This is a genomic window from Arthrobacter sp. zg-Y844, assembly GCF_024385465.1.
In the GTDB taxonomy this organism is placed as follows: domain Bacteria; phylum Actinomycetota; class Actinomycetes; order Actinomycetales; family Micrococcaceae; genus Arthrobacter_B.
Genome location: NZ_JANFLS010000001.1, coordinates 74,365 through 94,481, shown reverse-complemented (window position 1 = coordinate 94,481; position 20,117 = coordinate 74,365). Strand labels below are relative to the sequence as shown.

21 protein-coding genes are annotated in these 20,117 nt (G+C 65.6%); 17 read left to right on the top strand and 4 right to left on the bottom strand.

From position 1 onward, the window contains the following. Nucleotides 1-27 precede the first annotated feature (27 nt). From atpB to murA, 10 genes are all read left to right on the top strand, one after another. Entirely contained in the window at nt 28-831 is an 804-nt protein-coding gene (atpB, locus tag NNX35_RS00430; RefSeq protein ID WP_255764632.1) for a F0F1 ATP synthase subunit A, read from the top strand. A 72-nt stretch (nt 832-903) separates the two neighbouring features. Further along, nucleotides 904-1,125, top strand: coding sequence for an ATP synthase F0 subunit C (gene atpE, locus NNX35_RS00425; RefSeq protein ID WP_227918267.1), 222 nt, complete (start codon nt 904-906; stop codon nt 1,123-1,125). 42 nt (nt 1,126-1,167) lie between these two features. Beyond that, entirely contained in the window at nt 1,168-1,716 is a 549-nt protein-coding gene (locus NNX35_RS00420; protein ID WP_229949507.1) for a F0F1 ATP synthase subunit B, read from the top strand. Next, entirely contained in the window at nt 1,716-2,531 is an 816-nt protein-coding gene (locus NNX35_RS00415) for a F0F1 ATP synthase subunit delta (protein ID WP_255866702.1), read from the top strand. Before NNX35_RS00420 ends, NNX35_RS00415 begins: the two co-directional genes overlap by 1 nt. 100 nt (nt 2,532-2,631) lie before the next feature. Next, nucleotides 2,632-4,269: a F0F1 ATP synthase subunit alpha gene (gene atpA, locus NNX35_RS00410; protein ID WP_255764630.1), complete on the top strand. Its 1,638-nt coding sequence runs from the start codon at nt 2,632-2,634 to the stop codon at nt 4,267-4,269. Nucleotides 4,270-4,368: 99 nt separating this feature from the next. Continuing rightward, complete coding sequence (locus NNX35_RS00405; protein ID WP_255764629.1) at nt 4,369-5,262, top strand: F0F1 ATP synthase subunit gamma; 894 nt, start codon at nt 4,369-4,371, stop codon at nt 5,260-5,262. A gap of 78 nt (nt 5,263-5,340) precedes the next feature. After that, entirely contained in the window at nt 5,341-6,804 is a 1,464-nt protein-coding gene (gene atpD, locus NNX35_RS00400; RefSeq protein ID WP_255764627.1) for a F0F1 ATP synthase subunit beta, read from the top strand. A gap of 5 nt (nt 6,805-6,809) precedes the next feature. Further along, on the top strand, nt 6,810-7,103 hold the full coding sequence (locus NNX35_RS00395) for a F0F1 ATP synthase subunit epsilon (RefSeq protein WP_227918261.1): 294 nt from the start codon (nt 6,810-6,812) through the stop codon (nt 7,101-7,103). A gap of 9 nt (nt 7,104-7,112) precedes the next feature. Further along, complete coding sequence (locus tag NNX35_RS00390; RefSeq protein ID WP_255764626.1) at nt 7,113-7,541, top strand: DUF2550 domain-containing protein; 429 nt, start codon at nt 7,113-7,115, stop codon at nt 7,539-7,541. Nucleotides 7,542-7,647: 106 nt separating this feature from the next. After that, nucleotides 7,648-8,913, top strand: a complete 1,266-nt coding sequence (murA, locus tag NNX35_RS00385) for a UDP-N-acetylglucosamine 1-carboxyvinyltransferase (RefSeq protein WP_255764625.1) — start codon at nt 7,648-7,650, stop codon at nt 8,911-8,913. A gap of 79 nt (nt 8,914-8,992) precedes the next feature. Here the strand turns inward: murA and NNX35_RS00380 are convergent, their stop codons facing one another. The 3 genes from NNX35_RS00380 to nucS all read right to left on the bottom strand — a co-directional run bounded on the left by NNX35_RS00380 (nt 8,993) and on the right by nucS (nt 11,390). Beyond that, the gene (locus NNX35_RS00380; protein WP_146361532.1) at nt 8,993-9,196 is read right to left on the bottom strand and encodes a cold-shock protein; all 204 of its coding nucleotides are present in this window, start codon (nt 9,194-9,196) and stop codon (nt 8,993-8,995) included. Between the two features lie 232 nt (nt 9,197-9,428). Beyond that, on the bottom strand, nt 9,429-10,646 hold the full coding sequence (locus NNX35_RS00375) for an N-acetylglucosamine-6-phosphate deacetylase (RefSeq protein ID WP_255866701.1): 1,218 nt from the start codon (nt 10,644-10,646) through the stop codon (nt 9,429-9,431). A gap of 48 nt (nt 10,647-10,694) precedes the next feature. Further along, the gene (gene nucS, locus NNX35_RS00370; protein ID WP_227918257.1) at nt 10,695-11,390 is read right to left on the bottom strand and encodes an endonuclease NucS; all 696 of its coding nucleotides are present in this window, start codon (nt 11,388-11,390) and stop codon (nt 10,695-10,697) included. Between the two features lie 40 nt (nt 11,391-11,430). Between nucS and NNX35_RS00365 the strand changes: the two genes are divergently transcribed. Further along, nucleotides 11,431-11,775, top strand: a complete 345-nt coding sequence (locus NNX35_RS00365; RefSeq protein WP_255866700.1) for a hypothetical protein — start codon at nt 11,431-11,433, stop codon at nt 11,773-11,775. A 4-nt stretch (nt 11,776-11,779) separates the two neighbouring features. On the opposite strand, the gene NNX35_RS00360 is transcribed toward NNX35_RS00365, so the two are convergent. Further along, on the bottom strand, nt 11,780-13,126 hold the full coding sequence (locus NNX35_RS00360) for an AI-2E family transporter (RefSeq protein WP_255866699.1): 1,347 nt from the start codon (nt 13,124-13,126) through the stop codon (nt 11,780-11,782). Nucleotides 13,127-13,419: 293 nt separating this feature from the next. On the opposite strand from NNX35_RS00360, the gene NNX35_RS00355 reads away from it, so the two are divergent. The 6 genes from NNX35_RS00355 (at nt 13,420) to NNX35_RS00330 (ending at nt 20,066) form a co-directional block, all read left to right on the top strand. Further along, complete coding sequence (locus NNX35_RS00355) at nt 13,420-15,126, top strand: hypothetical protein (protein ID WP_255866698.1); 1,707 nt, start codon at nt 13,420-13,422, stop codon at nt 15,124-15,126. 52 nt (nt 15,127-15,178) lie between these two features. Further along, nucleotides 15,179-16,165, top strand: a complete 987-nt coding sequence (locus tag NNX35_RS00350) for a co-chaperone YbbN (protein WP_255862751.1) — start codon at nt 15,179-15,181, stop codon at nt 16,163-16,165. 16 nt (nt 16,166-16,181) lie between these two features. Beyond that, nucleotides 16,182-17,303 (top strand): NADH:flavin oxidoreductase/NADH oxidase, encoded by a 1,122-nt coding sequence (locus NNX35_RS00345; RefSeq protein WP_255866697.1) that lies wholly within the window; start codon nt 16,182-16,184, stop codon nt 17,301-17,303. A gap of 100 nt (nt 17,304-17,403) precedes the next feature. After that, nucleotides 17,404-18,177 carry an ABC transporter ATP-binding protein gene (locus NNX35_RS00340; RefSeq protein WP_255866696.1) on the top strand — a complete coding sequence of 258 codons (774 nt, stop codon included), beginning with the start codon at nt 17,404-17,406 and terminating at the stop codon, nt 18,175-18,177. After that, nucleotides 18,159-19,733 (top strand): transporter, encoded by a 1,575-nt coding sequence (locus NNX35_RS00335; protein WP_255866695.1) that lies wholly within the window; start codon nt 18,159-18,161, stop codon nt 19,731-19,733. The genes NNX35_RS00340 and NNX35_RS00335 overlap by 19 nt, the downstream gene beginning before the upstream one ends. A 24-nt stretch (nt 19,734-19,757) precedes the next feature. Next, nucleotides 19,758-20,066: a DUF3039 domain-containing protein gene (locus NNX35_RS00330; protein WP_227918249.1), complete on the top strand. Its 309-nt coding sequence runs from the start codon at nt 19,758-19,760 to the stop codon at nt 20,064-20,066. Nucleotides 20,067-20,117 lie beyond the last annotated feature (51 nt).

Here is a 20,117-nt window from a genome sequence, read left to right as displayed (position 1 = left end):
CGATGGACACAGCAGAGAGGAAACGCGTTGATCGCGCTTGCGCTTCCCGCCTCCAATGACGAGGGATTCGTCGCACCTACCCTCGAAGACATGCACCTCCCTGAGATCCTTCCCTGGGGCGCCGAAAGCGGTGAAGGATTCGGAAAGCAGATGCTGCTTATCCTTATTTCCGTCATCCTTATCGGGTGGTTCTTCGTAGCCGCAGCCCGCAAGGGCCAGATGGTCCCGGGCCGGCTGCAGTTCCTGGGCGAATGGAGCTATAACTTCGTCCGCAACTCGATCGGCCGGGACATCATCGGTGAAAAGGACTTCCGGTCCTTCACTCCGCTGCTGTTCGCGCTGTTCTTCTTCATCCTGATCAACAACCTGTGGGGCACCATCCCGCTGGCCCAGCTGCCGACCACGTCCCACGTGGGCACGGCCTATGCACTGGCCGCGATTGTCTACTTCACGTGGATCATTGTCGGCATTCGGAAGCACGGCCTCGGTTACTTCAAGTTCGCCACCGTCCCGTCCGGCGTGCCGATGGCCATCCTGCCCCTCGTGGTGCTGATCGAAATCATCTCCACCTTCCTGGTCCGTCCGATCACGCACAGCCTGCGACTCTTCGCAACCATGCTGTCGGGCCACCTCATCATCATGCTTGCCGGCAGCGGAACCGCGTTCCTGCTGCTCGAGGCTGAAGGACTGTTGAAGCCGCTGGGTGCGCTCACCCTGGTAGGCGGCGTCGCCATGTTCCTGTTCGAAGTTTTGATCCAGGTCCTGCAGGCCTACGTCTTTACCCTGCTGACCGCGATCTACATCCAAGGCTCCCTGGCCGAGGAACACTAAACCTCCCCTCACCGGGGAACCCCCTGAACCATGCAACCTGCCCAACGGGCATCTTGAAAGGAACAAAACCAAATGACTGGTGTTTTGGATATCGAAGGCAACATCAACCTCGTCGGCTACGGCCTGTCCGCTATCGGCGGCGCCATCGGCGTGGGCCTGGTCTTCGCGGCCTACATCAACGGCGTTGCCCGCCAGCCGGAAGCCCAGCGCGTCCTGCAGCCCATCGCCTTCCTGGGCCTGGCTCTGACCGAAGCACTGGCTATCCTTGGTCTGGTTTTCGCGTTCGTTCTCTAACGTCAGCGCGTATTTCCAACCAAGTAGATAGGACGGATTGAAATGAACGAGGCACTAATCCTCGCCGCCGAAGAAGGCGCGAATCCTCTGATCCCAAACATCTGGGAGATCCTCGTAACACTGCTTGGCTTCGCCGTGCTGATGTACATCGTCGTCAAGTTCGTCGTCCCGATGTTCGAGAAGACGTATGCAGAGCGTACCGAGGCCATCGAAGGCGGACTCAAGAAGGCCGAAGCCGCACAGGCTGAAGCCAGCGCGGCCCTGGATGAATACAAGCAGCAGCTCATCGACGCCCGTACCGAGGCCAACCGGATCCGCGAAGAAGCACGCGCCGAAGGCGCCCAGATCCTCGCTGACCTGAAGGCCAAGGCAGGCGCCGAATCCGCCCGCATCATGGAACAGTCCCACGTCGCCATCGAAGCGGAACGCCAGGCAGCTGTCGTTTCCCTCCGCAGCGAAGTGGGCACGCTCGCCACCGAGCTGGCCGGCAAGATCGTCGGCGAGTCCCTCGCAGACGATGCGCGTGCCGCCCGTGTGGTTGACCGCTTCCTTGACGACCTGGAAACCCAGAACGCAGGTGCGGTTAAGTAATGGCAGGTATATCGAGCGAGTCACTGGCCGCGGCGCAGGAGAAGCTGGAAGCCAAGCTTCCCGGCGCAACCCTGTCCCTGGCCGAGGAACTCTTTGGAATTCTGGGCCTGCTGGACAGCGATGCTGGCCTGCTGCGTGCCCTGACGGATCCGGCTCGTGAAGCCTCGGCCAAGGCAGCCCTGGTCTCCAAGCTGGTCGGCGGCAAGGTTTCGGCCGACGCCGAGCAGCTGGCTGCTTCTCTGGTGGAGTCCCGGTGGCGCACAGCGCGTGACCTGGGCGATGCCCTGGAAACCCTGGGTGCAACCGTTGTTTCAGCTGTAGCGGAAAACAAGGGTCCCGGCCTGGCCGGCCTTGAAGCCCTGGAAAACGATTTGTTCCGCTTCAACCAGGCCGTTGCAGCCAACCACGAGGTGCAGCGTGCGCTGCAGGAACCGCAGGCATCGGCCTCGGCCAAGGCCACGCTGGCACAGAAGCTCGTGCCGGGCTTGGGAGCCGAAGCCAAGGTGCTGGTCACGCAGGCAGTAACCGCCCCGCGCGGACTGCGTCCGGCAGCACTGGTAGCGCGCTTCGCGGAACTGGTAGCCGGCCGCCAGCAGCGGTGGATTGCAGAAGTGCAGTCCAGCCGTCCGCTGACGCAGGAACAGCAAAAGCGTCTGCAGTCCTCTCTCAACGGACTGTATGGCCGCGAGCTGAAGATCAACGTCAATGTGGACCCGGCGATTCTCGGCGGCATTCGTGTCACAGTGGGGGATGAAGTAGTTGATTCCACCGTTACGACGCGCCTGACTGAACTTCGCCGAAAGCTCGCTGTCTAGTCACCTTGACGGCCCTAAACGGCCTTCAGAACATTTGAGAACCAATCACGGTCATCGGCTGTTAAGCGATGATCACAACATAGGAGAGCAGGGACTGCAGATGGCCGAATTGACCATCAACGCCGACGACGTCCGTAATGCGTTGAATGAATTCGCGGCGTCCTACGAACCCGGAAACGCAGAGCGCGTTGAAGTTGGCCGCGTAACAACCGCCAGCGACGGCATTGCCCGTGTGGAGGGCCTGCCCTCCGTTATGGCGAATGAGCTGCTTCGGTTTGAGGACGGCACGCTGGGCCTCGCCCAGAACCTTGACACCCGTGAAATCGGTGTCGTTGTACTTGGCGATTTCGCCGGTATCGAAGAAGGCCAGGAAGTCCACCGCACCGGTGAAGTCCTGTCCGTACCCGTAGGCGACGCCTTCCTGGGCCGCGTTGTCGACCCGCTGGGCGAGCCGATGGATGACATGGGCCCGATCGCCGCTGAGGCACGCCGTGCACTGGAACTCCAGGCGCCGGGCGTTACCCAGCGCAAGTCGGTCCACGAGCCGCTTCAGACCGGCCTCAAGGCAATCGACGCCATGATCCCGATCGGCCGCGGCCAGCGCCAGCTGATCATCGGTGACCGCAAGACGGGTAAGACCGCCATTGCCGTTGACACCATCCTGAACCAGAAGGCCAACTGGGATTCCGGTGACGTCCAGAAGCAGGTTCGCTGCATCTACGTAGCCATCGGCCAGAAGGCTTCCACGATCGCTGAAATCAAGCGGACGCTGGAAGACAAGGGCGCCATGGAGTACACCACGATCGTGGCCTCCCCGGCATCCGACCCCGCCGGCTTCAAGTACCTGGCACCGTACGCCGGCTCGGCCATCGGCCAGCACTGGATGTACGGCGGCAAGCACGTCCTGATCATCTTTGATGATCTGTCGAAGCAGGCTGAAGCCTACCGCGCCGTGTCGCTGCTGCTGCGCCGCCCGCCGGGACGCGAAGCCTACCCCGGCGACGTCTTCTACTTGCACTCCCGCCTGCTGGAGCGTTGCGCCAAGCTCTCCGACGAGCTCGGTGCCGGCTCGATGACCGGCCTGCCGATCATCGAAACCAAGGCAAATGACGTCTCGGCCTACATCCCGACCAACGTTATTTCCATCACCGACGGACAGATCTTCCTCCAGTCGGACCTCTTCAACGCCAACCAGCGCCCCGCCGTCGACGTCGGTATCTCCGTCTCGCGCGTCGGTGGTGCTGCACAGCAGAAGGCCATGAAGAAGGTCTCCGGTACGTTGAAGCTGGAACTGGCCCAGTACCGCGACATGCAGGCATTCGCCATGTTTGCCTCGGACCTGGATGCGGCTTCCCGCCAGCAGCTGACCCGCGGTGCACGCCTGATGGAACTGCTCAAGCAGGGCCAGTACGCCCCGTACCCGGTGGAAGACCAGGTTGTCTCCATCTGGATGGGCACCAACGGCTACCTGGATGACGTCCCCGTTGAGGACGTCCGCCGCTTCGAGTCCGAGTTCCTGGAACACGTACGCCACTCCTCGTCCGTCATGACCGTCCTGGCCGAGACGAACAAGCTCGAGGATTCCACGGTTGATGAGATGAAGAGCCTCATCACCAAGTTCAAGCAGGGTTTCTTCGGCGAAGGTGACGACCGCATGGTCGCCGCCGGCAACGAAGCTACCTCGGCCTTGGACGAGGATGCCGTAGACCAGGAAAAGATCGTCAAGCAGAAGCGCTAGCGGTTCTGGAGTTCCGCTGCCGGGCCGTGTGCCCGGCAGCGGAACCCATGGCCATTGCCTTAGCCCCTGGCTTCAACGCCAGGAACTGAAAGGAAGAGTATGGGAGCCCAAATTCGGGTCTACCGCCAGAAGATCGCGTCGACAACGTCGATGCAGAAGATCTTCAAGGCGATGGAGCTGATTGCTGCCTCTCGCATTGGAAAGGCGCGCACCCGTGTGGCTGCGTCACTGCCTTACTCCAATGCGATCACCCGTGCCGTTTCTGCTGTGGCATCCCAGTCGGAGATCGATCATCCGCTGACCACCGAACCGGAGCAGATCCGGCGCGCAGCCGTGGTCATCATGACCTCCGACCGCGGTCTTGCCGGATCGTACTCCGCCGGTGTCCTCAAGCAGGGCGAAGCACTCAATGAATTGCTCCGTGACGAGGGCAAGGAAGTTAAGACCTACCTTGTTGGACGCAAGGCGCAGGCGTACTACGAATTCCGGAACCGTTCAGTGGAACGGGTCTGGACCGGCGGTACCGACGCACCCGAGTTCGAAACAGCCCGAGAAATCGGCAAGGCACTCCTCGATGACTTCAACACGGCCTACGAAGACGGCGGCGTGGACGAAATCCACATCGTCTACACGCGCTTCAAGTCCATGGTTATTCAGGAACCTGCGGTCATCCGACTGCTGCCGCTGGAGGTAGTGGAGGAAGAAGCCCAGTCTGACGCTGAGTTCCTGCCTCTCTACGAATACGAGCCCGAGCCGGAAAAGGTCCTGGACGCACTGCTGCCGCGCTACATCGAGTCGCGCATCTTCGCAGCCATGCTCCAGGCCGCCGCTTCCGAGCTTGCTGCCCGCCAGCGCGCCATGAAGGCCGCAGGGGACAACGCCACGGACCTGATCAAGAAGTACACGCGACTTCGCAACAACGCCCGTCAGGCCGAAATCACCCAGGAACTTTCCGAGATCGTAGCCGGTGCGGACGCGCTCAGCGCCTCTTAGCCTGCCCCGCTCGAAGATAAGTTCCAACGCATAAAAAAACTTAGTCCACACGCCATCTAACTGAGTGAAGTGAGAGAGATGACTGCCCAAACTGTCGAGCACGGATCTGATTCCGTAGCCTCGGGTGCCACCGGCCGTATCGCCCGTGTCATCGGCCCGGTTGTCGACGTCGAATTCCCGGCTGACGCAATCCCCACCATCTACAACGCACTGACCACCGAGCTGACGCTCGACGGCCAGACCCGCACCATCACGTTCGAGACCTCCCAGCACCTGGGTGACAACCTCGTCCGTGCCATCTCCCTGCAGGCCACCGACGGCCTGGTCCGCGGAGCTGCCGTTTACGACACGGGTGCTCCCATCTCCGTGCCGGTAGGCGACGGCGTCAAGGGCCACATCTTCAACGTCCTGGGCGAGCCCCTCGACGTCACCGAAGACCAGCTGGAGATCACCGAGCGCTGGCCGATCCACCGTTCGGCTCCGAACTTCGCTGACCTTGAGGGCTCCACCGAGATGCTGGAAACCGGCATCAAGGTGATCGACCTTCTCACCCCGTACATCAAGGGCGGCAAGATCGGCCTGTTCGGCGGTGCCGGTGTCGGCAAGACCGTGCTGATCCAGGAAATGATCACCCGTGTTGCCCGCAACTTCGGCGGTACCTCGGTATTCGCCGGCGTCGGCGAGCGTACCCGTGAAGGCAACGACCTCTGGGTTGAAATGGAAGAGGCGAACGTCCTGAAGGACACCGCCCTTGTATTCGGCCAGATGGATGAGCCGCCGGGAACGCGCCTCCGCGTGGCACTGTCGGCTCTGACCATGGCGGAATACTTCCGCGATGTGCAGAACCAGGACGTGCTGCTCTTCATCGACAACATCTTCCGCTTCACGCAGGCAGGCTCCGAGGTTTCCACCCTTCTCGGCCGCATGCCTTCCGCTGTGGGCTACCAGCCGAACCTGGCTGACGAGATGGGTCTGCTGCAGGAGCGCATCACGTCCACCAAGGGCCACTCGATCACGTCCATGCAGGCCATTTACGTGCCTGCAGATGACTACACCGACCCGGCCCCGGCAACCACGTTCGCCCACCTGGACGCGACCACGGAACTTTCCCGTGAAATCGCTTCCCGTGGCCTGTACCCGGCCGTGGATCCGCTGACCTCGACGTCGCGTATCCTCGACCCGCAGTACGTGGGCCAGGAGCACTACGACACGGCCATCCGCGTCAAGCAGATCCTCCAGAAGAACAAGGAACTGCAGGACATCATCGCCATCCTCGGCATCGACGAGCTCGGCGAAGAGGACAAGATTGTCGTGTCGCGTGCACGCCGCATCCAGCAGTTCCTCTCCCAGAACACCTACACCGCCAAGCAGTTCACCGGCGTTGAGGGTTCGACGGTTTCCATCAAGGACACCATCGAAGGCTTCCGGGCCATCTGCGACGGCGACGTTGACCACATTGCCGAGCAGGCGTTCTTCAACGTCGGCGGCATGGATGACGTTGAGCGTCAGTGGGCGAAGATCCAAGAGCAGACCGGGAAGTGAGCCCCATGGCGGACGCTGCTGAACTCGAAGTTGAGATTGTTGCTGCCGACCACTTCGTGTGGTCGGGAGCGGCAAAGATGGTCAAGGCCCGCACCAGCGACGGCGAGATCGGGATCCTTCCCGGGCACTCACCGGTGCTGGCCATCCTGGCAGAGGGCGGACTGGCCATCGAACCGGTGTCCGGTTCCCGCATTGAGGTAAGCGTTGACGGAGGATTCTTCTCCGTGGACAACAACCGGGTGGTCATCGTGGCCGACAATGCCAAGGTGACCAACGAAGCAACCGCCGGGACCCGCTGACTCCTTCCGATGGACAGCTCCTATGTGTTCATTGCGTTGGCCGCCCTCTTTGGGCTGCTTGTCCTTGCAGTAGTGCTCTTCGGGGTGCGCCGCAGCCAGCTGCGGCGCGCCCTGGGGACCTTCGATGCCTCCATCTGCCTTCCCCCTGCGGGGTGGCGGATGGGGGTTTGCCGTTATACGGACACCCATCTGGAATGGCTGCGCCTGGTCTCGCTGAGTCCGCGTCCGCCGTACCGTTTCCTGCGCAGTTCACTGGAAATGGCCGGCTGGCGGGAGCCCACTGAAGCCGAGCGTGCCCGTATCCAGCCCGGAGCCGTCGTCGTCAGCTTGAACTACCAGGGCAGTACCATCCTGGTGGCCATGAAGTACGAGGCCTATACGGGCCTGTCTTCATGGGTGGAAGCCGGCCCCGTGGTCGGCATCGGTACCTGGCGCTAGGCGCCGGGCCGGACAGTAAAGAAGCTCTGCTTAGAAGGCACAGGGAATTCCCCCTGTGCCTTTTTTGCTGCCCTTTGGAGCCTGCCCCGGCCCCTACTATGGAGTAATGGAAGACGTCATTGTTGTTACCGGCCCGTCCACCCTTCGCGGAGCCGTTACTGTCCCGGGTGCCAAGAACAGCGTCCTGAAGCTGATGGCGGCAACGCTGCTTGCGCAGGGCCGGTCCGTCATCACGAATGTCCCCAACATCCAGGATGTCTGGATCATGGCGGAGCTGCTGCGCCGGCTGGGATGTTCGGTGGATTACGACGTCGACGCCGCCTCCGTGGCCGTGGACGTCCCGCAGGAGCTGGGCCACCAGGCGGACTATGACCTCGTCCGCGCCATGCGGGCCTCCATCTCCGTGCTGGGACCGCTGGTGGCCCGTTGCCGGCGGGCAGAGGTGGCGCTGCCGGGCGGAGACGCCATCGGCTCCCGCGGACTGGACATGCACCGCGCCGGACTGGAACTTATGGGCGCCGAGATCGGCATCGATCACGGGTACCTGGTTGCCTCCGTCCCGGAAGGCCTGCACGGAGCGGACCATATCCTGGACTTTCCCTCCGTGGGCGCCACCGAAAACCTCATGATGGCCGCCACCCTGGCCCGCGGACGCACGGTGATCGATAACGCCGCCCGGGAGCCGGAAATCACCGACATTGCCCGCATGCTCAACAGCATGGGGGCCCAGATCAGCGGCGTGGGCACCAACACGCTCATCATCGACGGGGTCCGGGAACTGCACCCGGTGGAACACCGCGTGGTGCCGGACCGGATTGTCGCCGGCACCTGGGCCTTCGCGGCAGCGATCACCGGCGGCGAGATCGAGGTGCGCTCGGCGGATGCATCAGCCCTGGCAGTGGTCCTGGACAAACTCACCCAGGCGGGCTGCGAAGTCAGCACGGGGGAGGACGGCTTCACGGTGAAGGGACCGGCCCGCCCGGAGCCCATCAACGTGTCCACACTGCCGTATCCCGGATTCCCCACCGATCTGCAGCCCTTCGTGGTGGCCCTCAACGCCGTCGCGAACGGTTCGGGCATGGTCACCGAGAATGTTTTCGAGGCCCGCTGGGGATTCACGTCCGAACTGGCGCGGCTCGGAGCCGTGGTCCGGCTCGACGGACACCACGCCCTGATCCAGGGTGTCGAGCTGCTTTCCGGCGCACCGGTGGTGGCCAATGACATCCGGGCCGGCGCTGCCCTTGTCATAGCAGGCCTGGCTGCTGACGGAACCACGGAAGTGCGGGGCGTGGACCATATTGACCGCGGGTATGAAAGATTCATGGAGAATCTGCGGAGTCTCGGTGCGAACGTAGTCCGCCGCCGTGGGTAAATAAACGAATGGAAAACAAGGAAAGCCCCCGGCATGTGCCGGGGGCTTTCCTTGTTTCCCTGCGGAAAAGTGTTAAACCCTAGAGGGCGGTAACGCCGGTGGCCTGGGGGCCCTTGGCGCCCTGGCCGATCTCGAAGGAAACACGCTGGTTTTCGTCGAGGGTCTTGAATCCGTTGGTCTGGATTTCGGAGTAGTGGACGAAGACATCGCCGTCTGAGTCGTCCGGAGTGATGAAGCCGAAGCCCTTTTCGGCGTTAAACCATTTGACGGTACCCTGAGCCATTTGTTTCTCCTCATAATGTGGAACTTACCTGCACAGTCCGTGCCGGATATGTTACTGAAGCAAGAAAGCCCAAGTTCTTGCCGTTCAGCAGTTCCTTGAGGAGCTTCTCACTCGCAACGGTCTTGCGAGCATGAAAAAACACCTACACAAAGACTTGGTAACAGCGTGGCATAACCGAAATGCCTGGTCAATGCTCAAAACGAAATATTTAGAACTTTTTTCGGGTGCTTTTTTACCGCGGCAGCCACGTTCCGCAGCGCAGGACCGCGTGCAGCTCCAGGTCCGCTGAAACCACCAGGGCATCGGCCCGCAGGCCGCGGCGCAGGGCGCCGACTTCATCGGCGAGCCGAAGCACGTCCGCGGGCACCGCAGTGGCCGCGCCCACCGCGTCCGCGAGCGGCACACCGGCAGCGACAGCCGTGCGTACGCACTGGAGCAGGGTGGCCGTGCCGCCGGCCAGCGTGCCGCCGGGCAGGCGGGCCGTCCCGTTCTCCACCACGACGTCGGCAGGCCCCAACCGGTAGGTACCGTCGCCCAGGCCGGTGGCCGCCATGGAGTCACTGACGAGGGCCACGTTGGCGCCTCCTGCGAGCTCGAAGACGGTGCGTACCAGCGCGGGGTCCAGATGCGCCCCGTCGGCGATCAGCTCCACCACGGCCGCGCCGCTGCGTGCGGCCCGCAGGCTCGCGGCAACGGCGCCGGGGGAGCGGTGGTGCAGCGGGTCCATGCCGTTGAACAGGTGCGTCACTGTGGGCCGGGGAGCATAGCCTCCGAAGCCGGCCTCTTCCATTTCGTCCCGGGCGGACCCCAGGGACTCGGCAGCAACGGGGTCCGCAGCGGCGGTATGCCCCAGCGACGGCGTCACGCCGTGCAGGACCAGACGGTCCACCAGGTCATCCGCTCCGGGCAGTTCAGGCGCATAGGTCATGGTGACCAGTTCGCTGTCCGCGGCTGCAAGCAGCTCATCCACGAAGCCGGGGTCCGGCGGGACCAGGAACTTCGGGTCCTGCGCACCGCAGCGCTCCCGTGCCAGGAACGGCCCTTCGGCATGGATTCCGGCAATGAGCCCTTCCCTCGCAAGGGCGGCGAGCCGGGCAGCGGCAGCGAGCATGTCCTGGCGGGACGCGGAAACCGTGCTGGCGAGCAGCGTGGTGGTTCCCGCCGAATGCAGGAAGGCGGCTGCCCGCCGGATTCCCTCGGCGTCGGAGGTGGTGAAATCGCTTCCCGCAGCGCCGTGGCAGTGCAGGTCCACGAGTCCGGGAAGGATGAGCGAACCGGCCGGCAGGTGCGCGGGCTCCGGCCACCCGGCGTCGTCAAAACCGCCGGCCGGGCCGGCGTAGGTGATCCGGTCCCCGACAAACGCGAGTGCGCCGTCGGGAACCAGCTCATCCGGAGTCAGCAGGCTGCCTCGGAGGTAGCCGCGGTCCCGGCTGCGCGCTGTGGGGTTCATGCACCGATTCTAGGCATGTTGCCCGGCGGCCGGGAGCGGGGCGGGGACTCAGAAGAGGCGGGAATCCCTGTCATCCACGCCGCGCATCGCGTCGTAGTCGAGCGTCAGGCAGGTGATCCCGCGGTCCTCGGCCAGCACGCGGGCCTGGGGCTTGATCTGCTGCGCGGCGAAAATACCGCGGACCGGAGCCAGCAGCGGGTCCCGGTTGAGCAGTTCCAGGTAGCGGGTCAGCTGCTCCACGCCGTCGATATCTCCGCGGCGCTTCAACTCCACGGCCACGGTGGCGCCCGTGGCGTCGCGCGCCAGGATGTCCACGGGGCCGATGGCCGTCATGTATTCGCGGCGGATCAGCGTGTGGCCTTCGCCCAACCGGTTGATCTGTTCGGCCAGCAGGCGCTGCAGGTCCGCTTCCACGCCGTCCTTGATGAGGCCCGGGTCGGTCCCGAGGTCATGGGAGACATCGGAGAACCGCTCGTGGATGCTGATGATCAGGCGGTCGTCGGTCTTCGCGCTTTGGACGTTCCAGACTTCGGTGACGCCGGCTTCGGCGTCCGTCTCGTCCGGTTCCACGCTGCGCATGGTGGCCGGAGGGCTCATCCAGTTCAGCGGTTTGTAGGATCCGCCGTCGGAATGGATCAGGACGGAACCGTCGGCCTTCACCATGAGCAGCCTTACGGCCAGGGGCAGATGGGCACGGAGGCGGCCGACGTAGTCAACGGAGCAGCGGGCTATTACTAAACGCACAGTTGCACTTTACCGGCTCATCTGCGGCAAAATGACTTCTATGCCCCGTTCGAACCATCCCCGCCGCACGCCTGCCGCCGGCAGCGCAGCCGGCCGGAACGCCCGCCGCAAGTGGGCGTCCACCCCGCCGGAGAGGGATTTGGAACGCACGCGTGCCGGTATTCCACGCCGTGAAAGCGGTCCCGACGGCGAATGGTCGGTGCGGCAGATCACGGCCGGCAACGCCGCAAAGGACTACCGGTGCCCCGGCTGCGGGCAGGTCATCCCGCCCGGAACCGCGCACCTGGTGGTGTGGCAGGAAGACTCGCTGCTGGGCCGCCAGACCGCCGTCGAGGGCCGCCGGCACTGGCACAACCACTGCTGGCGGATCCGCCGCAGGTACTGACGGGCTATTGCCGGTCCTGCCGGGCGATGAAGACTTCCTTGAGCAGCAGCAGGGTGGCGGCCGCCGTCGGGATGGCTATCAGTGCCCCCAGCACGCCGAGCAGGCTGCCGCCGGCAATCACGGCGATGACGGCGACGGCGCCGGGCACTGCCACGGCCCGCTGCATCACGCGCGGGGAGACAAAATACGCCTCGAACTGCAGGTAGGCCATGTAGAGGATGGCGAAGACCACAGCCGTCTGCCAGCCCTCGGTCAGGGCAACCAGCGAGACCAGCACCAGCGCTATGGGCGGGCCCACCAGCGGGATGAAGGCCAGCAGCGCCACCAGGAAGGCCAGCAGCACCGAGAACGGCACGCCGGTGATGGTCATCACGATGAAGGCGTAGGTGGCGTCCAGCAATGCGACCAGGCCCTGGCCGATCACGTAGTTGCCGACGCTGCCGGTGATTTCCTCTGAGAGGGCCTCCACCCGGCGGCGGCGGCTGCGCGGGGCAAGCCGGTAGGCCCACTTCTTCATCGACGGCAGCGAAGCCAGGAAGTAGAGGGTCAGGACCAGGATGATCAGGGCGCCGAACAGGCCGTTGGCAATCACCGTGCCCACGCTGAGGACCCCGCCGAAAATGCCGCCCACGGCGGAGCTGTTGGAGAAGAAGCTGCCGACTTCCTGCTCGATGCGGTCACGGATCTGGAACTGCTTGTCGATGTTGACGAAGAAATCCGAGGCAAGGAAGTTGTTGATGTAGCCCGGAGCCTTGGCGATGATTTCCGTCGACTGGCTGACGATGGTGGGGATCAGCGTCGCAAAGAAGGCCGTGACGACGCCGGCGAGCACCAGCACGGTGAGGGCGATGCCTGCGGGGCGGGGGATCCGCCGCGCGGCCAGCCAGCGGACCACCGGATCCAGTCCCAGGGCAATGAACAGGGCAGCGCCGATCCAGACCAGCAGCTCGCCGACATTGGTGATGACGAAGAACAGCAGCAAGGCCAGGCCAACGCCGACCGTGAGCATAAAACCAAAGTAGATGGGGTGGGCGCGCAGGCTCCCGCCCTCCGGGTCATGCCCCTGTCCGCCGCCGCTGACGCTGAGCCGTTCATCGGGAAGCCGCACGTCGTCGTCGACCGTAATCTCCGGACCGGCTGCGTCCTCGGGCGGGAATTCGAAGCGCGGCCGCGGCCGGGCACCGGGAACGCCGTGGCGCAGGCTGTAGCGCACTCGGTCCGCAGCCGTGGAAAGGAATCCGGGCAGAGGGGTGGGGGGCGTATTTCCGCCGGAGGCATTCCCGCCCGCCGGTTTTTTGTCCGCAGGGCCGGGGAGCGGCGCGTGGACGGGCACGTCCTCGTTTTCGCTCATTTCGCGCGTTTCTCCTCTGCCTGGTCGGGCTGCTGATACGAACCGAAACCTTACCAGCCGACGCGCCGCCGAAACCGCTTTTCCCCTTAGGCACATGCGGCGGTTACCGCTCCGGGCCATCGCCCGAATGGGTGCTCTGATGGGATTTCGTTACCATTGGGTTATCAAGTGCCAGGACATCAATGACCAGCTGCGAATTAGCCGCCGCATTCCGGAGCCCGCGTTCGGGCCTGCCGGCCCGGAAAATCCGCCGCCCTGCCATGTCATTTGCCCAGACTGAAGATAGGTAAGTTGTGCGAAACAAATTTGCAGTTCCGCTGATCGTCCTTGGGGTGCTGCTGATGCTGATAGGCATTGGCCAGCGCACGTTCTGGGCGCCCCCCGAGACCCAGTCGGTTTCCATGGACGCCGAGGGCGCCGAGGATGCCGTGGTCACCGTACTGGAACCGGAACTGCTGGCCGAATACTCCGACGGCGTGGACATCACCGTCCGTTCGGATGCTCCCTTCACGCTGGCGGTTGGCCGGGCCAACGATGTCCAGGCGTGGGTGGCAGACGCCGCCGCCGCCCGGCTCAGCCCGGGAGAGGACAGCTCGTCCCTGGCCGTCGGCACCGACAAGACCGGGAAGACCGCCCCGAATCCTGCCGGTTCCGATCTCTGGGTCATTGAAGAGTCCGGCGAAGGCGAACTGTCCCACGACTGGAAAGCGCCGGGCGAAGGCGACTGGCGGATCCTGATCGCCACGGACGGCACCGCTCCCGCACCCACCGACGTGACCCTGACCTGGGAGAACGACGCCACCCGCCCGTTCGCCGTGCCGTTGATCGTCATCGGTGCCCTGCTGGCCGTCCTGGGCCTGGCCCTTGCCTTCCTGCGCAGCGGCTCCGACGGTCCGCGGCGCAGCGGCCGCCGCAGCGCCGGTCCGGACAGCGCCGGTCGGGATAGCGGGGCAGCTGACAAGCAGCCCAGCGTCTCGGGTACGACGTCGGCCTTCACCGCCGCCGCCCCCCGCCGCCGTCGTCCGGCCTACCTGGCCGCTGCTGCCGCCGCCGTACTGGCAGCGGGCTCTGCCCCCGCAGCGGCGCTGGCCGGCGAGTCCGCCGCCGGAAGCCAGCCGGTAATCGTGGACTCCCAGCTGACCCGCATCCTGGATTCCGTGGCCGGCACGGTTGAGGCGGGCGACGCGGCCAAGGATGCATCGATGCTGACGCCGCGCGTCGGCGGGGCTGCCTACGCCATGCGTGCAGCGAACTACGCCGTGGCTGCGAAGTCCGCCGACCATGAAGCCCCGGTGCCGGTGGCCGCCGAAACGCTGCGGACCCAGTCAATCGGCACCGCCGCAGACTGGCCGCGCACCGTCGTCGCCGTGACCCAGGGCGAGGGGAACCCGGTGCCCCAGGCGCTGCTCCTGGTCCAGGACTCGGCCAGGGACAATTACAAGCTGGTTTCCGCTGTCCAGATGCTGCCCGCCAGCACCTTCCCGCAGCCGCCCGCCGCCACCGACGGCTCGGCCCAGATTCCCGCCGACTCGGACAACGGGCTGGCCATGTCGCCGCAGGGCGCCGTCGCTGCGCTGGCCGACTCCCTGACTAATCCGGAGGGCGAGAAGAAGGACACCTTCGGCGCCAACCGCTTCAGCGAGGACGTGGTCAAGTTCCAGCAGCAGGTGCAGAGCGACCCGAAGAATGAGTTCGCCACCAACACGTTCCTGCATGCCGCGGATCCGAAGGAAACCTACGCACTGCGGACCGCCGACGGCGGGGCCATCGTGTTCGGCTACCTGTCCAACACGTTCTCCAGCACGCCCAAGGAAGCCGGCGACTCGGTCAACCTCGAAGGTACCGTCTACCAGGCACTGACCGGCGAGACGAACACCGACAAGGGCATCGATGTCACCCACGGCGAAGCCGTAATGCTCTACGTTCCGGCTTCCGGCGGCACCGGCCAGGCCCTGGTAGTGGGTGCAGCGCAGGAACTGCTGTCCGCCAACCTCAAGTAGGCGGAAGCGCGGGGCTTGCCGGTGGACGGGCACGGCGTAATAAGGTGAAGAAATGAGCACACCGAACCATCGCCCGTCCCCGGCTGCCCCCTCCTCCATGAACCTGCGGGGTGCAGTTGACCTCTCCGCACTCAAGGCACGTTCCACGGCCCCGGCGGCACCCGCGGCCCCGGCAGCCCCGGGTGGAGCCGCTCCGGGTGGCGCCGCCCCCGGAACCGCTCCGGCGCCGTCACCGTTCGTGGTGCAGGTCTCGGAACAGACCTTCCCCCAGATTGTCCAGCTTTCCGCCGAAGTTCCGGTGGTCATTGACCTGTATTCGGATGCGAGCCCCGACTCGCAGCAGGTGTCCGCAATCCTGGCGTCCATCGCCGTGGAACAGAACGGGCGGATGCTGCTGGCCCGGGTGGACGCTGCAGCGTACCCGCAGATTGCGCAGGCCTTCTCCGCCGTCGCCGTTCCCACCGTGGCCGCGGTGATCAAGGGCCAGCCGGTGCCGCTCCTGGACCGGCTGATGCCGGAGGAGCAGATCCGCGCCCTGGTCGGCGAGCTGATGCAGGTGGCCGCCGCCAACGGCGTCAACGGGACCCTCGAAGGCGGTACCCAGGAAGAGGCGCCGGAAGCGCCGCTGTCTCCGCTCCACCAGGAAGCCTTTGACGCCATCAATGCCGAGGACTACGACGCCGCGGCTGCCGCCTACCGCCGTGCCCTTGCCGAACAGCCGGCCGACGCGGATGCGAAAGCGGGCCTTGCCCAGGTGGAACTCATGGCCAGGCTGCGTGATGCCGATGCGGAGGCCGTCCGCCGGGCAGGCGCCGAAGAGCCCGACAACGTCCAGGCGCAGCTGGCCGTCGCGGACCTGGACATTGCCGGCGGGCACGTCGAGGACGCCTTCCGCCGGATTACCGGCCTGATCGGCAGGGTGCGCGGCGAAGACCGCGAAACCGCCAGGCTGCGGCTGCTGGACCTGTTCGAAGTGGTCGGCATCGCCGATCCCCGGGTCACCAAGGCCCGTTCTGCCCTCGCCCGGGCACTGTTCTAGGCGGCGCGGCTTTTCCATGGAGACGTCATCCCTTTTTGACCCCGTCACCCTGCGCGGATTGGAGCTGGCCCACCGCGGATGGGTAGCCGCAATGTGCCAGTACTCCGCGGACTCCGTAGATCCCGCGGATCCGGCCAACGCGCCCGGCGTACCCAATGACTGGCACCTGATGCATCTGGGGTCCTTCGCCGCCGGCGGCGCGGCCCTGATCATCACCGAGGCCGCGGCAGTCCAGCCGGAAGGACGGATCAGCCCGCAGGACGCCGGGATCTGGAACGAGGAGCAGGCCGCCGGCTGGCAGCGCATCACGGATTTTGTCCACCGGCACGGCGCCGTCCAGGCGCGTATCGGCATCCAGCTGGCCCATGCCGGACGCAAGGCCTCCACCTATGCTCCGTTCGCCCCCGGGACCGGCAGTGTCCCGCTGTCCGACGGCGGCTGGCAGACCGTCGGCCCGACGGCGGACCCGTTCGGCAGCTACGCAGCTCCTGCCGCGCTGGATGAAGCGGGTATCCGGCAGGTCATCCGGGACTTCGCCGACGCGGCTGTCCGCTCGGTTGACGCGGGCTTCGACACCATCGAGATCCACGGCGCACACGGCTACCTGCTGCACCAGTTCCTCAGCCCGCTGGTCAATACCCGCACCGATGCGTGGGGCGGGGACGAGGCGGGGCGGAATCGGCTGACCCTTGAGGTCATCGACGCGGTACGCGCTGTCATCCCCGATTCCATGCCGCTCCTGCTGCGGATCTCCGCCACGGACTGGATGCCCGGGGGAGTGGATGCCCGGTCCTCGGTGGTCCTGGCACGAGCTGCACGGGAACGCGGAGTGGACCTGGTGGACGTTTCCACCGGCGGAGCCGTTCCCGGGGCCGTGATCCCCGTGGCACCGAATTACCAGGTGGAGTACGCCGAAGCGGTCCGGCACGGCGCAGGCGTGCCTACCGCCGCCGTCGGGCTCATCGATTCCGGTGCGCAGGCGGAGGGAATCCTGCAGGCCGGTTCCGCGGACGCGGTCCTCATAGCCCGTGCCGCCCTGCGGGATCCGCGCTGGTGGATGCGCGCAGCGGCCGAACTGGACGCCAAGCTGCCCTGGGTGCCGCAGTACGAGCGCGCCGCACGCCGCGGGATGTTCTAGCGAAGGGCTAGTCCCCGCGACGGATGCCTCGGCCCCAAGGGGCGCTGAATTGGTCCTTTGGGCCGAGGACGTCCCGGCGCCGGGTGGATAGGCTGGGCCCATGACATCACTACCGGATTCCGTCCCGGCGCTGTCCATGCGGGGACTCGTCAAGCGCTTCGGTTCCAAGACGGCCGTCAACGGCATCACCTTGGATGTGCCGCAGGGCTCGTTCTACGGGCTGGTGGGCCCCAACGGGGCCGGCAAGACCACCCTGCTGTCCCTGGCCACCGGGCTGCTGCGTCCGGACGCAGGCTCCGTCCGGGTGCACGGCACCGACGTGTGGGCCCGCCCCCTCGAGGCCAAGCGGCTGATGGGGATCCTGCCGGACGGCGTCCGCCTTTTCGACCGGCTGACCGGTGAGCAGCTGGTGACGTACGCGGGACTGCTGCGCGGTATGGACCGGGAGACGGTCCGGGTGCGCACCAAGGACCTCCTGGCCGCCATGGACCTCAGTGCTGACGCAGGCAAGCTCGTGGTGGATTACTCCGCGGGTATGACGAAGAAAGTAGCCCTGGCGTCCGCCTTGATCCATGCCCCGCGCCTGCTGGTCCTGGACGAACCGTTCGAGGCGGTGGACCCGGTCTCTGCGGCCAATATCCGCGACATTCTCGCCGGGTACGTTTCCTCCGGGGGAACCGTGATTGTCTCCAGCCATGTCATGGACCTCGTCCAGCGGATGTGTGACCACGTCGCAGTGGTTGCCGGCGGCAACCTGCTGGCCGCAGGAACGGTGGACGAGGTCCGCGGCGGCGCGACGCTGGAGGACCGCTTTGTGTCGCTGGTCGGCGGCCGGACCCACTCGGAGGGGCTGGAATGGTTGCGCACCTTCTGAGGCTGAAGCTGCTGCTGCTGCGCAACTCTTTGAAGCGCAGTCCCTGGCAGCTGGTCGGGATCATACTCGGCGCGCTCTATGCGCTGGGTTTCCTGGCCGTGCTGATCGCCGCTCTGTTTATCGCGGGGGATGATCCGGCGGCGGCCCGAACAGCGGTCATCCTGGCCGGAGCCGCAGCGGTTGCGGGCTGGGCCCTGATCCCGGTGGTGTTTTCCGGCCTGGACCTGACCCTGGATCCGGCCCGGTTCACCACCTATGCCGTTCCCACCCCGCAGCTGCTGACCGGCTTGGCCGCGGGCGGGCTGATCGGTATTCCCGGGGCCGCCATGCTGCTGGCCGTACTCGCGCAGGCGGCGAGCTGGTACCGCTTTCCGGGGGCGCTGGCCGCAGCACTGGTGCTTTCCGTGGTGGCAGTCTTCACCTGCCTGATCGCCGCGCGCGTTACCGTGGCCGCAGCAGTCTCCCTGACCGGCTCCCGCAGGTTCCGCGACTTTACGGGGCTGCTGCTGGTCATCCCGTTGGTGCTGCTGGGGCCCATCATTGCCGGTGCAGCCGAAGGGATCCGGGCCGGCGCAGAGTTCCTTCCGGGCCTGGCCGACGTGCTCGCGTGGACGCCGTTGGGCGCCGTCTGGGCAGTACCCGGCGACATTGCACTCGGCCATTTCGGTGCGGCGGGTGCCAAGGCCCTTATCGCTGTGGCTTTCCTGGCGGTATTGGTACTGGCCTGGAAAGCCCTGCTGCTGCGGGCGCTGGTCAGCCCGCCGCAGTCTGCAGCCGGCCGGAAGAGCGCCGGGCTCGGGCTCTTCTCGCGTTTCCCGGCCACTCCCACCGGAGCGGTGGCAGCGCGGGCATTGATCTACTGGCTGCGCGACCCCCGCTACAGCGCTTCATTGCTGATTGTCCCGCTGCTGGTTGTGGTCCTGCTGTTCGCGGGAAACAACGCCGGCGCGGAGGCGGGGCTGATGGTACCGCTGACGCTGGGGCCGCTGGTGGCTTTTATGCTGGGCTTCTCCATCAGCGCGGACGTCTCCTATGACAACACGGCGTTCGCCCTGCATCTGGCCACCGGTGTGTCCGGGCGGGCGGACCGCGCCGGCCGGGCACTGGCCTGCGCAGTGGTAAGCGTGCCGGCCGTGCTCGCCGCAGCCGTCCTGCCGGCGGCCCTGACCGGACACGCGGACCTCATAGCCCCCGTACTGGGGGTTTCCATGGCGGCGCTGATGGTCGGGCTGGGAGTCTCCAGCGCGGTGTCCGCGCGCTACACCTACAACGTGCCGCTGCCCGGGGAAAACGCGTTCAAGACCCCGCCCGGTTCCACCGGCCGGGCCCTGCTGGTCCAGGGTGCCTTCAGCCTCGTGACCTTCGCGCTGCTGGTGCCCGTGCTCGTCCCGGGAGTGCTCGCCGTCGTGCTCGAAAGCACTTTCTGGGGCGTTGTGACCCTGCTCGCGGGACTGCTGCTGGGTGCGGCGGTCCTGATTCTCGGGATCCGGCTGGGCGGACGGTGGCTGGACGCGCGCGGGCCGGAACTGCTGCAGCAGGTCTCCGTCAACAAATAGTCGGCGGGTACTAAGATGGAACGCATGAGCCTGCCTCCCGATCCTTTCGAAAACGATCCCCGCCGCCTGGATGACAACGGTACGTCCACGGCCACCATCGAGCGCGAAGAACTGCGCGAAGAGCTGGAACCCGGCGACAGTGAGCGCTTTGCCCACTATGTGCGCAAGGAAAAGATCATGGAATCGGCGCTTTCGGGCGAGCCGGTGATTGCTCTCTGCGGCAAGGTGTGGACGCCCGGCCGGGATCCCCAGAAGTTCCCCGTCTGCCCCACCTGCAAGGAAATCTACGAGGGCCTGCGTCCCGAAGGTGACAACCCCAAGGGCAAGAAGTAGTTCGTCCTCTCCGGCCGGTTTTCTGCTCGCTCCGTTTCCCAGCCTTCCTCC